The organism is Sulfolobus sp. E5-1-F (assembly GCF_009601705.1).
GTDB lineage: Archaea > Thermoproteota > Thermoprotei_A > Sulfolobales > Sulfolobaceae > Saccharolobus.
The window spans coordinates 1,942,853-1,957,065 of record NZ_CP045687.1; the positions used below are offsets into that span (position 1 = coordinate 1,942,853).

A 14,213-nucleotide genomic window follows, 5' to 3' on the forward strand; every position below is an offset into this window, starting at 1 on the left:
CTATTTACCTCCTTCTATCTCTTCTTTAATCTTTTTAAGTTCCTCTAAACCTATATTTCTAACTTTATAAGAATAAGGGTTTTGTTTTTGTATTTCAATAATTACATTTTTAAGATCTTTGATCCTTTTTAAAATCTTACTTAATTCTCTAAAGTTTGTAGTATGAAAATTACTATAATCTACGCCTAATTCTAATGATAAAGTTTCAATTGCATTAGATAAACCTAAAAGATAAAAATGTGTTAGAACTTGAACAATAGCCATCGCTTTTTCATGAGTCTCGACATCTGTTATAATAGGTACTAAACCACTTTTTCTCCAAAAATTCTCTATCCTTGTAATATCATTATTAGAACTAGTTTGGGAAGGAATAATTACTACTCTCTCACCTACGGGATATTCAATTGGACCGAAAAGTGGATGAGTAGAAATATACTTGAATTCAAATTGTCTAGACAATTCCTCTAAAAACTTGAAAATCTCAAATTTGGAGGAACTTATATCCATCACAATTTTGCCTTTTAATTTATCTGAAAATAACTCATTAGAATTACTTAATATTGCATTAGGGGGTATTGCAAATATAATTATATCCCCCCAATCTATCGCTCTTAATAGAGACATACTTACACATCTAAACTGATTAGCTAAACTTTCTGCTTTGCTTAAATCTCTTCCAGTAATAGATACCTCATGACCAGCTAATGAAAGGAGAGAAACAATCGATCTAGCCATTCCACCGTATCCATATATCACTACCTTCTCTTTCTCTCCAGGGTTTATCTGAACTAATTTAGAATAGGAAAAAATTAAAGGTAATATAGATTCGACTAAGCTACTCGGAATGTTATACTTTTTCGCATTAGATATCCACTTTTCTTTAACTTTCGTTTCCCTATTCTCATCAGTAACGCTTATGTTAGAATTTAACTTAACTTTACCTATTTTTCTAGATAATTCTAATCTATATGAGAGTAGTTTTACTAACTGCTCATCTACCTTATCTATTTCTTCCCTTAGTCGTGCTATTTCTTCAGTCATCTATTTCAATAAATCAATCGCCTCCCTTATAATAGTTTTATAGTTTATATTATAGTAATCTAATAGATCCCTTTGGCTTCTAGCAGATCTTCCAAAAGTAGTAGCGCCTATGAATCTTATGGGAACTGGATAACGCCTAGCTGTAACCTCTGCGACGGCAGAACCAATACCTCCATATATACTATGTTCTTCAATTGTAATTATCTTACCAGTTTTTCTAGCATAATACTCTATAGTACTTTCGTCTATTGGCTTTATTGAGAATAAATTTATAACTGCCACACTTATTCCTAACTTCTCTAATTCCTCAGCTGCCTTTAAGGCATCCCATAAAACAACACCCGCTCCCATTATAGCTAAGTCACTCCCCTCCTTAATTACGTAAGCTTTACCAATCTTGAATTCATATTCTTGGCCTACAGTAATTGGTGGTGAATACTCTCTACCTATCCTATAATACAATGGACCTCTTTCCTCATTGATTATTATCGGTAAACTTCTTTCAATATCCTTAGGATCTGCTGGCACTATTACCTTCATGTTTGGTAAAACACGCATTAACGCAATATCTTCAAGAACTTGATGACTAGATCCATCACCATGATCACTATATCCAGTGTGGGTTACAAACATCTTAACATCTAGATTCATTCTAGCTATACTATTCCTTATTTGCTCCCAAGCTCTCATTAAGAACATCCCAAAATTAACTATAGCAGGTTTTTTTCCTACAGCAGCTAGGCCGGCAGCAAAATTTACCATATCTTGCTCTGATATGCCCACATTAAAGTATCTATCCTTAAACTTCTCTCTAAAGTATAGTGCTCTGGTAGAGTCTCCTACATCTGCAGTTATTACAATTAGATCTTTGTTCTTGTCTCCTAGGTCTGCTAACAGTCTTCCGAAAGTTTCACGCATTGAGTAAGTATTTCCTTGCATCATCTGGACTAGACCTCTGTTTATGAGTGTTTTCTATCGCGGGGAATCCCTTTCCTCTTACAGTTTTAGCGAATATTACTACAGGCTTACCTGCCTTATATGCCTCGTTGATTGCATTAGTAATACTTATGAAATCATGTCCATCACAATTCAACACTTTCCAACCTACGGCTTCCCATACCTTAGGTAAGAAGTTCTTTGGTTTTATCTCCTCTGTTGAACCATCAAGCTGGAAATTATTCACCTCTACAAATGCGATTAGGTTATCAAGATTTCTAACCACCGCATGTGTCATAGCCTCCCATATTTCTCCCTCATCTTGTTCTCCATCACCCATTATCACGTAGACTCTTCCATTTCCATTAGACATTTTTATACCAGTAGCAACACCTATTCCGAAACTTAATCCCTGCCCTAAACTACCAGTCGACATATCTACACCGGGAATAAAAGTCTCTGGATGACCTTGTAGTAATCCCGTTATATCTTGAATTCTCCAAAGTTCCTCTTCCTTTATATAACCTTTTTCAGCTAAAACAGCATAAAGAGCTGGTGCAGCATGACCTTTACTTAAAATTAGCCAATCTTTATTTACCAGACTTGAATCAGTCCTTATATGCTTAAATATTAATGTAGTTAATATCTCTATACTACTTAGGGAAGATCCCACATGGATTGTTTGATCATAAAACAACATTTTGATTACATTTCTTCTTGCCCTTTCAGCTATTTGTCTCAACTTATCTAATTCTTCTATTGATATTGGGGCTCCATCACTTCCTCCACCTTTTTCCATTGGAACAATATCAATCCCCACTTTTAGTAGGCAACACTTATTTTTAAAGATTATTCTACATTATAATCTTGTGGAAAGATATTCTAGGCAGCTCTTAGTCTTAGGATTAGAAATTCAACAGAGGTTAAATGAGTTAAAAATATTAATAGCAGGTTGTGGAGCTTTAGGTACTTCTATTGCAGAGCTCCTAGTTAGGCTAGGAGTTGGAGAGATAACTATAGTTGATGCGGATGTAGTAGACATAACTAATTTGCATAGGGTTCATTTGTTTGATGAGAATGATGTGGGTAAGCCTAAAGCAGAGGTTTGTGCCAAAAAGTTATCTCTTATAAATTCCTCAATCAAGCTAAATTATATTATAGATATACTCGATGAGGAGAACGTTGAGAAACTAATATCTGACAAGGATTATGTATTCGACGCTTTAGATAGCTTGTATTATAAGTTACTACTAAATGATGCTGTGGTAAAATTGCGAAAAATTCTAATATATGGAGGAATTAATGGTGAATATGGCTCTGCCAAATTAATAGATCCTAATCAAACTTCTTGCCTATCTTGTTTTGTTAACTATTCAAATCAAGATGAAATCGGAAATTCATGTGATGTCATTGGAACTACTCCACTAATCGTGGAACTAACAGCCACGCTTCAAGTTAATTTAATGCTTAATCATTTGAGAGGTAATGCTGATTATTCGTTATTCTATATAGATTCTAGAGAATTAAAAATTGAGAGAATAAACGTCGAGAAAAACTTTCAATGCAAGACATGCGTATTAAACGAATATCCTTTTCTAAATCATAGGGTAACTAAACCTAACTGCGGAATATTTAGGGTTAATATGAAAGTTCCTGAGTTAGATAGACCTAAAATTTTTAAAAACATTGGGAATATAATTTTATGTTATCCTAATATTGGATGTTTTGAGAAAAGGGGAAGATAATGGATAAGAAATATATTGCAGCGATTATTCTTCCATTTGTTGTTATTATAATCTATGCATACATATTTAAAATCAATGTAGTATATGTATTAAAGGAAGATCCCAAATTCTTTCTAGTTTTTCTTCTAGCTTACATTGCTCAGAATTCCATCTCTTCATTTAAGGATTCACTGCTAATTAAGCGTAGATTAGATATAGCAGTAAGAGCTAGATTATTAGGTAATTTCATAGGTTTACTAATACCTGGATGGGCTGGACAGGAACTAGTTAGAAGTTTAGTTTATAACAAACATGAAGTAAATTTGAGGCAAGCATTCAGTTATTCTATCCTCATAGGATCCATAGATGTACTTGCAATATGTTTAGGTTATATTTTACTGTTACCATTCTTTTTTAATCCATTAGAGTTTATATTCATTTTAATTGTATTATTGAATATAGCTGGATGGATAGCTGCACTATCATATTTTTACTTACAGCATGATAAAGTAAATAAAATTGAACAATTTATCTTTAAGATAGTTAAAATGGAACGAATTGTAACAGATTATATGGAATTTAAGTATTATCTTAGGCAGGGGACTACAAAGGATTTTTTAATTTATATCATAATTGATATACTTGGTTTTGCTAGTTATGGTGGATATTTTTATTATATAACACATAATATCTTTATATCAGTTTTTATCTCTTTTTTATATCAAGTATCTATATTAATACCAATACCATCTGCTGCAATCGTAGGAGAATTAGCCCTATCGATATTTTTAAATCCCTCTTACGTGTTTATAACAAGATTAAACTATATTATATCAAACCTACTAGGATCTATTTTCTTAAAGGATATGAGCTTTGAAGAGCTTAAAAAATGGTCAAAAGAAATTCTAAAGAGATAGTAATGGAAATATTCTTAGGAGAGCCCAATAACCAAGAAATAAGGGAAGTAGTTAGGAATATATACTCTAAGGACAGTTTGTGCGTGTCTACATACTATTCTATAGAGCCTATCTTATTTTCATTCATTATTTCCAAGAATACTAAGAGTTCTTTTACTCTTTCATTCATTCCAGAAGAATGTGAAACACAAATTAGACTCGACGCTAACGGTAAATGGATAATAGATGATAAGAAAAAGTATTTCTTGGGTCAGAACTCCTTTTGTTCATATCTACCTATAACTGCTGAAGATGTTTTACCAATTGCTAGTTGTATTGCAACATCTACAATAGTGGATAGAAGACCGTTTTCGAAATGGGAACTAGAAATAATAGGAGAGATGGAAAAATTTGATATAACTTCAGAAAAAAATCTGAAAATTCCTGCATATAAAACTTTACCACTCTTTTTATCATTAATGTATTCTCTGGATCCTTATATACCAAGTATATCTGGAAACAGAGAAAATGCGATAAATCTTATAAGGGAAATAAATACTAGTGAGATGGCAAAATTGGAAGATTTGAATGAGAGTCAGCTAAATACATTACTTTTCAGAATAATTTCTACCATCATAAAAGAAAATCCTAAATTTACTAAAGATGATATAATTACAGATAGATTTTTTTATCTCGATTACGATATATTAGAGTTAGCTTTTTCGTTAATTTATTCATTTGATACTATTGGTAGCAATGAAATTTTGCAGTTTGTTTTATCATCATCTTATGCTGAGGCACTAATCAGCAGATTTAGACAAACGCTCTCCAAGGGATTCTCAATTAATTTAGTTGAAAATAAGCAGTCATATTATATTGTTGAAACAACTAATCTCAATTCTCCTATTTTAGTGCAAATAATATTATTACAATTACAAAAGATAAGAAGAGATAAAGCGATAGTGATAAAGGATGCTGACAAACTTTACACTAGTAGATTTTTTACCCCGTCAATAAAGAAAGAAGGACTGATTAAAATTGATGATAGAATTAAGAATCTTATCGGAATGTGAAGATGCAGAACTAATTATGAGAAGTTTGAACGTTGATAATATAAATTTACCAGAAGGAATGTCAATCCAAATCAGAGTAGAAGGCAAAAAGTTAGAGATTACAATAAAGATGAAGATTACAAAGCCAAATGACTTAATGACCGTCAGAAATACTGCAGACGAGATATTAACGCATATAAAGGCACTTCAATCGTCAATGGATGCTATAAGTTAAATATTTAGTCTTTAATACAAAAGTCTATATCGTGATGTTAAATGCCACTAAGACCTGGAAGATGTTATAGACATTTCTCTGGTCCTGCCTATACCAGGAAAGAATATATACCTGGCATCCCACAACCAAAGATAACCAAGTTTACATCTGGAGATCCAAATGGAGATTACGACTATGAAGTTAGGTTAATTACAACTGAGATAGGACAAATAAGACATAACGCTCTGGAAGCTGTTAGGACTATTACTCTAAAGACATTGGCTAAGAGAACCGGAAATGAAACTTCGTTCTTTATGTGGATCTTAAAGTATCCCCATCATGTATTAAGAGAGAATAAGATGATGGCGTTTGCTGGAGCTGATAGATTACAAGACGGAATGAGACTGTCTTTTGGTACACCAATTGGTACTGCTGCTAGGATTCAAAAACTAGGAGAAATTTTGATGGTAGTAAAAGTTAAGAAGGAGCATCTGGACTTCGCAAAAGAAGCGTTAAAGATAGCATCAAAGAAGTTACCTTTGCGTACTAGAATTGAGATCATTCCATTAAAGCCCATAAGACAGGAGGTTCAAAGTTGAGCTATAATTTTGAAGAAGAACGAGTAGTCAAGGAAATACGTGAAAAGAACGCAAAACGTGTTCTTTTACAATTTCCGGAAGGTTTGAAATATTTTTCTATAGATATAGTAAAGAAATTAAAGGAAAAGTTGCCCTACGTTGATTTTATCATATCTGGTGAACCTAGTTGGGGAGCTTGTGACATAGCTGAGGATGAAGCACAACAAGTAAATGCTGACCTTATAATTCATTTTGGTCATACTCCTTATACATGGTATTATCCTAAGTTTCCTACGATATTTATTAACGCTGAAAGTAATTTAGATATTTCTGAAAGCGCTCTTCAATCTCTAGAAAATGATATCAGTAAATATAATGGAAGAAAAATCTCATTAACGGCGACCTTACAGCACGTAAGATTATTACCTAAAATTAAGCTCTTCTTAGAAGATAAGGGATATAAAGTAGATATAGGTAAACCATCTAATAAATTCATGTTCGATGGTCAAGTTTTAGGTTGTGACTATAAAGTAGCCGAAGTAGAAGCAGACATATATGTTATTGTATCAGGTGGACTATTTCATGCTTTAGGTTTAGGATTAGCTACAAATAAACCAACTATAAAGCTTGATCCATATTTACAAAAAAGTGAGGATATAACTAACGAGGTTAGGAAGATACTAAAAGTTAGATATGGTAAAATCCTACAAGCAATGGATAAACGCACTTGGGTAATTATACAAGGTGTTAAGGTTGGACAAAATAGACCAAATATGATAAAATATTTCTATGATGAGTTAACTAAAAAAGGATATGACGTTTTTATAGTAACAAATAAAGTGTTAACACTAGATGTACTTAGAAATCTAGATAGAAGCTATATAGATGTATTTTTAGTTACGTCTTGCCCTAGATTACCAATAGATGATTTATATAACTATGAAAAACCAGTGTTAACACCTGGAGAGGCCAAAATGATCATAAATAGTATTATGGAACCCTATATTTTCCCGTGGTGAAGTAAATGAGAGTTCAAGGTGAATTAACCCTACCTGGAGAAGAGTTAGCAGTAATTGAAGAGTTTATAGCTGGCGATGGTACGTATGAACAAAATGGCATAGTTAGAGCAGCGGTTGTAGGAAAGATCTTCTATGACATGCTAAATAGGAAGAGTAACGTACTGGGATTTAAGAAAATCGTATTTCAACATTTAAAGAAGGCTAAATATGTGATCGGTATTGTAAATTCTATTAAAGAAGATTCAGCACTAGTTTCAATAGTAGGGATAGAGGAGAAAAGTCTTGCGTCATCAATTTCAGCTTACTTACATATCTCTCAAACAAGTAATAAAAAGCTTAATAGTATAACAGATGCTATAAAAATTGGAGATGTAATTAAAGCTAAATTACTCTCATACACTTTTCCTTTAGCTTTAACTATTAAGATGAAAGATCTTGGAGTTATTTACGCTAGATGTTCAAGATGTGGATACTTATTGATCAAGCAAGACGAAAATAATTTAAAATGTCAGAGATGCGGAAATATTGAACAACGAAAAATAGGATCTTATATGGTGAAGAAAGGTGGAGATTAAAATCATAAAAAGTGAAAGCAACTATTTAGAATTAGAGATAGAAGGGGAAGATCACACGTTAGGTAACTTAATTGCTGGTACCTTGAGGAAAATTAGTGGTGTAAATTTTGCTTCATATTATCAACCTCATCCCCTAACTGATAAAATAATAGTTAAAATACTAACTGATGGTTCAATAGCTCCTAGAGATGCTTTGTTAAAAGCTATCGAGACTATAAGAGTAATGGCCTCACATTATATAGACGAAATAAAGGGACTAACTAAGTGAAAAAAGAGGCAAGGATAGCAATATTAGTTAAAGTTGATCACTTATATGCAATATGTATATTTAGGGGTAATTTCTTAGAAAAACTATTTTTAGATATAAACGAGGATAATCTAATTAAGCAAATAGTTGCGTCTTCCATAATTCATGAAATCAGATATTCTAATATTGGAATTGGCGAAAATTTTAAAGAACAAGCGCCAAAGAAAATATGTGAAAATCTCATAAAGAAACTATCAGAAAAGTTAAATATAGATAAAGTAAATGGTTAAGCTTGTAGCGTGATATTAATGAAGTTCTGTCCTAAGTGCAACTCTATGATGGTTCCAAAAAAAGTCAATGGTAAGAACGTATACAGATGCATGAAATGTGGCTACGAAGAAGAGGTTCCAGAGACAACGATAATTGTAACAAACAAAGTAAAACATAGTATAAAAGAAAAAACGCTAGTATTAGAAGAGGAGGAAATGCCAACTGGAGCACAAAAAATAAGAGGTGTTCTATGTCCTGCATGCAAAAATGATGAGGCCTACTTCTGGATATTACAAACTAGAAGGGCAGATGAACCACCAACTAGATTTTATAAGTGTACAAAATGCGGTAAAGTATGGAGAGAGTATGAATAAATGAATGAGAAAATCTTATTTTATTGAATTCTCATTTTATGTTGGACCCGTAGCTCAGCCAGGACGGAGCGCCGGCCTTCTAGCGTCTAAGGAGGATAGCCGGCGGTCCCGGGTTCAAATCCCGGCGGGTCCGCACATATTATCGCTTGGTATATACTAATTCTAGATACTCTTATAATCTCAACAAAATACATATAGCATAAATGGACTATAGTAAACCGGACTTTTCCACACTAGAATTCAAGAGCATCTTGACAGCGGGTATGGGAGTGTTCACTGATGGATATGAACTTTACGCGATCTCTTTAGTTTTCTATTATATACAAAAGGAATTTTTATTAAATGGACTTGAGGAAGGAATAGTTATAGCTGGTGCGTATTATGGTGCAGCAGTTTCTGCAATTCTATTAGGCTTTTTGGCAGATAAACTAGGAAGAAAGCTTATCTATGGTCTCGATGTAGCATTAATGAGTTTAGGAATAGTATTTCAGTCAATATCAGCGAATTTTACAGAGTTGGTTATAGCTAGAATAATCTTAGGTTTTGGAATTGGAGCAGATTATGTTCTTTCTCCTATAATTACTGCAGAGAATTCAAATCCAAAAAACAGAGGAAAACGAATGATAGTAACGTTTGCAGTACTTTGGGGAATCGGCGCTGTTGCTGCTGCATTTGTAGAGCAAATCTTACTATTAATTAATATAGGGAATGATCTCATATGGAGAATAGTATTGGTTATGGGAATTCTTCCAGCAATTTCTGTATTTTACCTAAGGAGAAAACTCCCTGAAACGTATAAATTCTTGACTAGAATTAAACCAAAACAAGAAGAATTAAAGAAGCTGGAAAGAGAAATAAAAAGTAAAATCACAATTTCTCTAGATGAGGTTCCATTCTCAAAAAGATTCATATCAGCTTTAGGGATTACAATTATATCTTCTGTACTTTGGCTTCTTTACGATATGTATTCATCTACATTTGCAATCTACGGGCCAATAACGATAGCGGGAAATCTAGGTTTAAATCCCATAGAATTCACATATTTAGCACAGTTTCTTGCAGGCCTACCAGGTCAGATAATTAGCATTTACCTAGTGGACAAAATAGGAAGGAAACCATTAATTGTAATAGGTTATGCTGGTGTTGCGTTTTGGCTTTTTATGTATACAATGCTTCTCATGAATCCATACTTTTTTGGACTTAACATACATATAAGTAATCCGTTAAAAGCTGCAGAAAGTTTAACTGGAGAGGCAGCATTGTTGGGATTATTATTTTATCTTATGAACTATTTGTCATCAGCAGTTGGACCGGCCTCTATAATAGGATCAGCGATGTTAACTTCAGAGTTAGTTCCAACCAAAGTTAGGGGAACCAGCCAAGCTATTAGTGTGGCAGCAGATAGACTGGCCGCAGCTTTTAGTATTACTGCGTTTCCTCTGTTATTAGTCAAATTTGGACTCCCTGCATTACTAGCAGTGTACTCAATAATTGCCCTAGTATCATGTATTATAACTCTATTTCTAATACCAGAAACTAAGGGAGTAGAGTTAAGCTGAAATTATTTTTACTTAAATACTTTATTCTTAGTAACAATAGTCTTAAGAATTTAAGCTTATCATGTAATAGTAACAAAACGGAGAAATCTTAGACTAGGGTTATTATTTGTAAAGATTCTAAGAAATACAAGATGAAGTCTAGATATAAAGATTTTACAAGAAGTATGATAAGCTTAACTACTTTTTATAGTATAAAGGGGCAATTGTAAATTTCTCATAAAACCTAGATCAAATTATCATTGCAATAGATAGTTGTAAATCTTGATCTAGCTCGAAAAATTGTGCGGACCCGCCGGGATTTGAACCCGGGACCGCCGGCTCCGGAGGCCGGCGCTCCGTCCTGGCTGAGCTACGGGTCCAACAGAAATATGCCTCATACGATCTTTTAAACTGTTATACATGTTATATTTGTAAAATCTAAGGAAGAAAACTTTGCCTTTTTAGGTAATTATGACCATTTACCTTTTTAAATCATAAGCGAAATTTCGTATCCATATTTGAGAGGATCTCTGGATCTTATGAATAATCTCAAAATTTCTAATTATTAATTAGAGTAATCTTTAAGAAAAAGTTAGAATGATCTTGTATTGAGGGTTTTCCCACTAAGTTATATCTTAAGAAGGATTAAAAGTAGGAAAAATATTAAAAGTAGAGGAAGATTTATTAAATAACATAGAGGGTAATTTTATAGGATGTAAGTATTCTAACAACAAGTATATTTCTACATAGTAGGTGAGTGTTCGTGAGAGTTGCCGTAATAAATTATGACTTTTGTAAACCAGATAAATGTAACTTAGAGTGTATAAATTTCTGCCCTGTTGACAGATCTGGTGGGAAAGCAATAGAGTTATCAGAAATAGTAAAAGGAAAACCAGTAATTTATGAAGAAACATGTATAGGCTGTGGAATATGTGTAAAGAAATGTCCATATGAAGCGATATCAATTGTAAATCTGCCAGATGAGTTAGAAGGGGAGGTTATACACAGATATAAAGTAAATGGATTCAAACTATTTGGCTTACCAACACCTAAAAATAATATAATATTAGGAATATTAGGAAAAAATGGAGTAGGGAAAACTACAGTCCTTAAAATATTGGCTGGTGAATTGGTTCCGAATTTTGGAGATCCTAATTCCAAATTAGGTAAGGATGAAGTGTTAAAAAGATTTAGAGGCAAAGAAATATATAATTATTTTAAGGAATTATACGATAATGAGCTAAAAATAGTACATAAAATTCAATACGTTGAATATGCCTCAAAATTCCTTAAAGGTACAGTAAATGAAATTTTAACAAAAGTAGATGAAAGAGGGAAAAAAGATGAAGTTAAAGAACTTCTAAATATGACTAATCTTTGGAATAAAGATGCTAGTGTACTTTCCGGAGGAGGTCTTCAACGATTATTAATAGCTGCTTCACTATTGAGAGAAGCAGACGTATACATATTTGATGAACCTTCTTCTTATTTAGATGTTAGGGAAAGAATGAATATGGCTAAAGCAATTAGAGAATTACTAAAGAATAAATACGTTATAGTTGTCGATCATGACCTGATAGTTTTAGATTATCTTACGGATTTAATACATATAATTTATGGAGAAAGTTCAGTATATGGAAGAGTGTCAAAGTCATATACAGCGAGGGTAGGTATAAATAATTTTCTAAAAGGATATTTGCCAGCAGAAAATATGAAAATAAGACCAGACGAGATAAGGTTTATGCTAAAAGAAATTAGTGATATAGATCTTTCTAAGGATCTGAAAACAAAAATGAAATGGACAAAGATAGTCAAGAAGTTAGGTGATTTTCAGCTAATAGTAAATGAGGGAGAGGCTAAGGAGGGAGAAATAATCGGGATTTTAGGACCAAACGGAATAGGGAAGACAACTTTTGCCAGAATATTAGTTGGTGAAATTTTAGCAGATGAAGGGTCTGTAAACCCTGAAAAGCAAATATTATCTTATAAACCACAACGAATTTTACCTAATTTTAATGGAACTGTTCAGCAATATTTAGAAAACGTAAGCAAAGATGTACTCTCTACGTCATCATGGTTTTTCGAAGAAGTAACTAAGAGACTCAACTTGCATAGGTTACTGGAGTCTAATGTGAATGAACTAAGCGGAGGTGAGTTACAGAAATTGTACATAGCAGCGACTTTAGCAAAAGAGGCTGATCTTTATGTTTTGGATGAACCTTCCTCTTATCTTGATGTTGAAGAGAGATATATAGTTGCTAAAGCTATAAAGAGAGTTACGAGAGAAAGAAAAGCAGTAACTTTTATCGTAGATCATGATCTTTCAATACATGACTATATAGCTGATAGGATTATCGTTTTCAAGGGAGAGCCAGAAAAGGCAGGATTTGCAACATCTCCAGTGACACTAAAAGCTGGGATGAACGAATTTTTGAGAGAATTAGAGGTAACGTTCAGAAGAGATGCTGAGACCGGAAGACCTAGAGTAAATAAGATAGGAAGTTACTTAGATAGAGTGCAGAAAGAAAGAGGAGACTATTACTCAATGGTTCTTTCTACCCAGTAAGATTTTTAGTTATGTATATCTAAATTAAATTATGAAAACTACACTTAGTGTAATCAAGGCCGATATAGGAAGCCTAGCTGGACATCATGTTGTTCACCCTGATACGATAGCTGCAGCTAACAAAATATTAGCGGAAGCTAAAAGGAATAACATAATTTCCGATTACTATATAACCTATGTTGGTGACGATTTACAATTAATAATGACACATAACAGAGGAGAACTAGATACTAAAGTTCATGAAACAGCTTGGAACGCATTTAAAGAAGCTGCAAAAATAGCTAAGGATCTGGGATTATATGCTGCAGGACAAGATTTACTTTCAGATTCCTTTTCTGGTAATCTTAGAGGTATGGGTCCTGGAATCGCTGAAATAGAATTTGAAGAGAGACCCGCTGAACCAGTAGTTATTTTCATGGCCGATAAAACTGAGCCTGGCGCCTATAATCTTCCATTATACAAGATATTTGCAGATCCATTTAATACTGCGGGACTCGTAATAGATCCAACTATGCATGAAGGGTATAAATTTGAAGTTTTAGATGTATATGAAGGAGAGTCAATAACTTTAAACACACCAGAAGAAAGTTATGATCTACTTGCATTAATAGGAACACCTAGTAGATATATTGTTCGAAGAGTTTATAGGAAGGCTGATAATTTACAAGCGTCAGTTGTATCTGTAGAAAGATTGAACCTAATAGCTGGAAAATACGTAGGCAAAGATGATCCAGTTATGGTAATAAGAGCTCAGCACGGTTTGCCTGCTTTAGGAGAAATTTTAGAAGCATTTACAGTACCTTATTTGGTACCAGGATGGATGAGAGGTAGTCACTATGGACCTCTTATGCCAGTATCACAAAAAGACGTAAGAGCCACAAGGTTCGATGGTCCTCCTAGGTTAGTAGGTTTAGGATTTAACATCAAAAATGGAAAACTAGTTGGACCTACTGATTTATTTGATGATCCTGCATTTGACGAGGTAAGGAGAACAGCCGTAATAATTGCAGATTATATTAGGAAACATGGTCCATTTATGCCTCATAGATTAGAGCCGCAAGAAATGGAGTATACCACACTACCATTAGTAATAGAGAAGTTAAAGAATAGATTTAAGAAAGAGACAGATATGTATAAAACTAAACCAAGCTTATATTCACACGAAAGTTCGCACGAGTAAGGT

General features: G+C 33.3%; 16 protein-coding genes and 2 tRNA genes. 14 read left to right on the plus strand and 4 right to left on the minus strand.

The window, feature by feature from the left end:
* The 3 genes from GFS03_RS10075 to GFS03_RS10085 are packed head-to-tail and all read right to left on the minus strand — an operon-like array spanning position 1 to position 2,776.
* Complete coding sequence (locus tag GFS03_RS10075; RefSeq protein WP_153423964.1) at positions 1–1,041, minus strand: chorismate mutase; 1,041 nt, start codon at positions 1,039–1,041, stop codon at positions 1–3.
* Positions 1,042–1,983, minus strand: a complete 942-nt coding sequence (locus GFS03_RS10080) for a transketolase family protein (RefSeq protein ID WP_153423965.1) — start codon at positions 1,981–1,983, stop codon at positions 1,042–1,044. It lies immediately after the preceding gene.
* Complete coding sequence (locus GFS03_RS10085) at positions 1,952–2,776, minus strand: transketolase (RefSeq protein WP_153423966.1); 825 nt, start codon at positions 2,774–2,776, stop codon at positions 1,952–1,954. The genes GFS03_RS10080 and GFS03_RS10085 overlap by 32 nt, the downstream gene beginning before the upstream one ends.
* Between GFS03_RS10085 and GFS03_RS10090 the strand changes: the two genes are divergently transcribed.
* The 12 genes from GFS03_RS10090 to GFS03_RS10145 all read left to right on the plus strand — a co-directional run bounded on the left by GFS03_RS10090 (position 2,679) and on the right by GFS03_RS10145 (position 10,485).
* A complete protein-coding gene (locus tag GFS03_RS10090; protein WP_153423967.1) occupies positions 2,679–3,722 on the plus strand; it encodes a HesA/MoeB/ThiF family protein in 1,044 nt (347 codons plus the stop codon). The genes GFS03_RS10085 and GFS03_RS10090 overlap by 98 nt on opposite strands.
* Positions 3,722–4,618 carry a lysylphosphatidylglycerol synthase domain-containing protein gene (locus GFS03_RS10095; RefSeq protein ID WP_153423968.1) on the plus strand — a complete coding sequence of 299 codons (897 nt, stop codon included), beginning with the start codon at positions 3,722–3,724 and terminating at the stop codon, positions 4,616–4,618. The genes GFS03_RS10090 and GFS03_RS10095 overlap by 1 nt, the downstream gene beginning before the upstream one ends.
* Complete coding sequence (locus GFS03_RS10100) at positions 4,591–5,670, plus strand: DHH family phosphoesterase (RefSeq protein WP_153423969.1); 1,080 nt, start codon at positions 4,591–4,593, stop codon at positions 5,668–5,670. Before GFS03_RS10095 ends, GFS03_RS10100 begins: the two co-directional genes overlap by 28 nt.
* Positions 5,639–5,884 carry a KEOPS complex subunit Pcc1 gene (locus tag GFS03_RS10105; protein ID WP_153423970.1) on the plus strand — a complete coding sequence of 82 codons (246 nt, stop codon included), beginning with the start codon at positions 5,639–5,641 and terminating at the stop codon, positions 5,882–5,884. Before GFS03_RS10100 ends, GFS03_RS10105 begins: the two co-directional genes overlap by 32 nt.
* Before the next feature lie 41 nt (positions 5,885–5,925).
* Positions 5,926–6,462, plus strand: coding sequence for a 50S ribosomal protein L16 (locus GFS03_RS10110; protein ID WP_153423971.1), 537 nt, complete (start codon positions 5,926–5,928; stop codon positions 6,460–6,462).
* A complete protein-coding gene (gene dph2 / locus GFS03_RS10115; RefSeq protein ID WP_153423972.1) occupies positions 6,459–7,460 on the plus strand; it encodes a diphthamide biosynthesis enzyme Dph2 in 1,002 nt (333 codons plus the stop codon). The genes GFS03_RS10110 and dph2 overlap by 4 nt, the downstream gene beginning before the upstream one ends.
* A 5-nt stretch (positions 7,461–7,465) precedes the next feature.
* Positions 7,466–8,035: an exosome complex RNA-binding protein Csl4 gene (locus tag GFS03_RS10120; protein WP_153423973.1), complete on the plus strand. Its 570-nt coding sequence runs from the start codon at positions 7,466–7,468 to the stop codon at positions 8,033–8,035.
* Positions 8,025–8,303 (plus strand): DNA-directed RNA polymerase subunit L, encoded by a 279-nt coding sequence (locus tag GFS03_RS10125; RefSeq protein WP_153423974.1) that lies wholly within the window; start codon positions 8,025–8,027, stop codon positions 8,301–8,303. The genes GFS03_RS10120 and GFS03_RS10125 overlap by 11 nt, the downstream gene beginning before the upstream one ends.
* The gene (locus GFS03_RS10130; RefSeq protein ID WP_153423975.1) at positions 8,300–8,572 is read left to right on the plus strand and encodes a DNA-directed RNA polymerase subunit M; all 273 of its coding nucleotides are present in this window, start codon (positions 8,300–8,302) and stop codon (positions 8,570–8,572) included. Before GFS03_RS10125 ends, GFS03_RS10130 begins: the two co-directional genes overlap by 4 nt.
* Positions 8,573–8,590: 18 nt before the next feature.
* Complete coding sequence (locus GFS03_RS10135) at positions 8,591–8,926, plus strand: transcription factor S (RefSeq protein WP_153423976.1); 336 nt, start codon at positions 8,591–8,593, stop codon at positions 8,924–8,926.
* A 43-nt stretch (positions 8,927–8,969) separates the two neighbouring features.
* Positions 8,970–9,059 (plus strand) — tRNA-Arg (locus GFS03_RS10140).
* Between the two features lie 70 nt (positions 9,060–9,129).
* Complete coding sequence (locus tag GFS03_RS10145; protein WP_153423977.1) at positions 9,130–10,485, plus strand: MFS transporter; 1,356 nt, start codon at positions 9,130–9,132, stop codon at positions 10,483–10,485.
* 284 nt (positions 10,486–10,769) lie between these two features.
* Here GFS03_RS10145 and GFS03_RS10150 read toward each other — a convergent pair.
* A tRNA-Arg gene (locus GFS03_RS10150) sits at positions 10,770–10,844 on the minus strand.
* 377 nt (positions 10,845–11,221) lie between these two features.
* Between GFS03_RS10150 and GFS03_RS10155 the strand changes: the two genes are divergently transcribed.
* Together GFS03_RS10155 and fbp are read left to right on the plus strand one after the other, a co-directional pair.
* On the plus strand, positions 11,222–13,030 hold the full coding sequence (locus GFS03_RS10155; RefSeq protein WP_153424739.1) for a ribosome biogenesis/translation initiation ATPase RLI: 1,809 nt from the start codon (positions 11,222–11,224) through the stop codon (positions 13,028–13,030).
* Positions 13,031–13,061: 31 nt separating this feature from the next.
* Positions 13,062–14,210, plus strand: coding sequence for a fructose-1,6-bisphosphate aldolase/phosphatase (fbp, locus tag GFS03_RS10160; protein ID WP_153423979.1), 1,149 nt, complete (start codon positions 13,062–13,064; stop codon positions 14,208–14,210).
* Positions 14,211–14,213 lie beyond the last annotated feature (3 nt).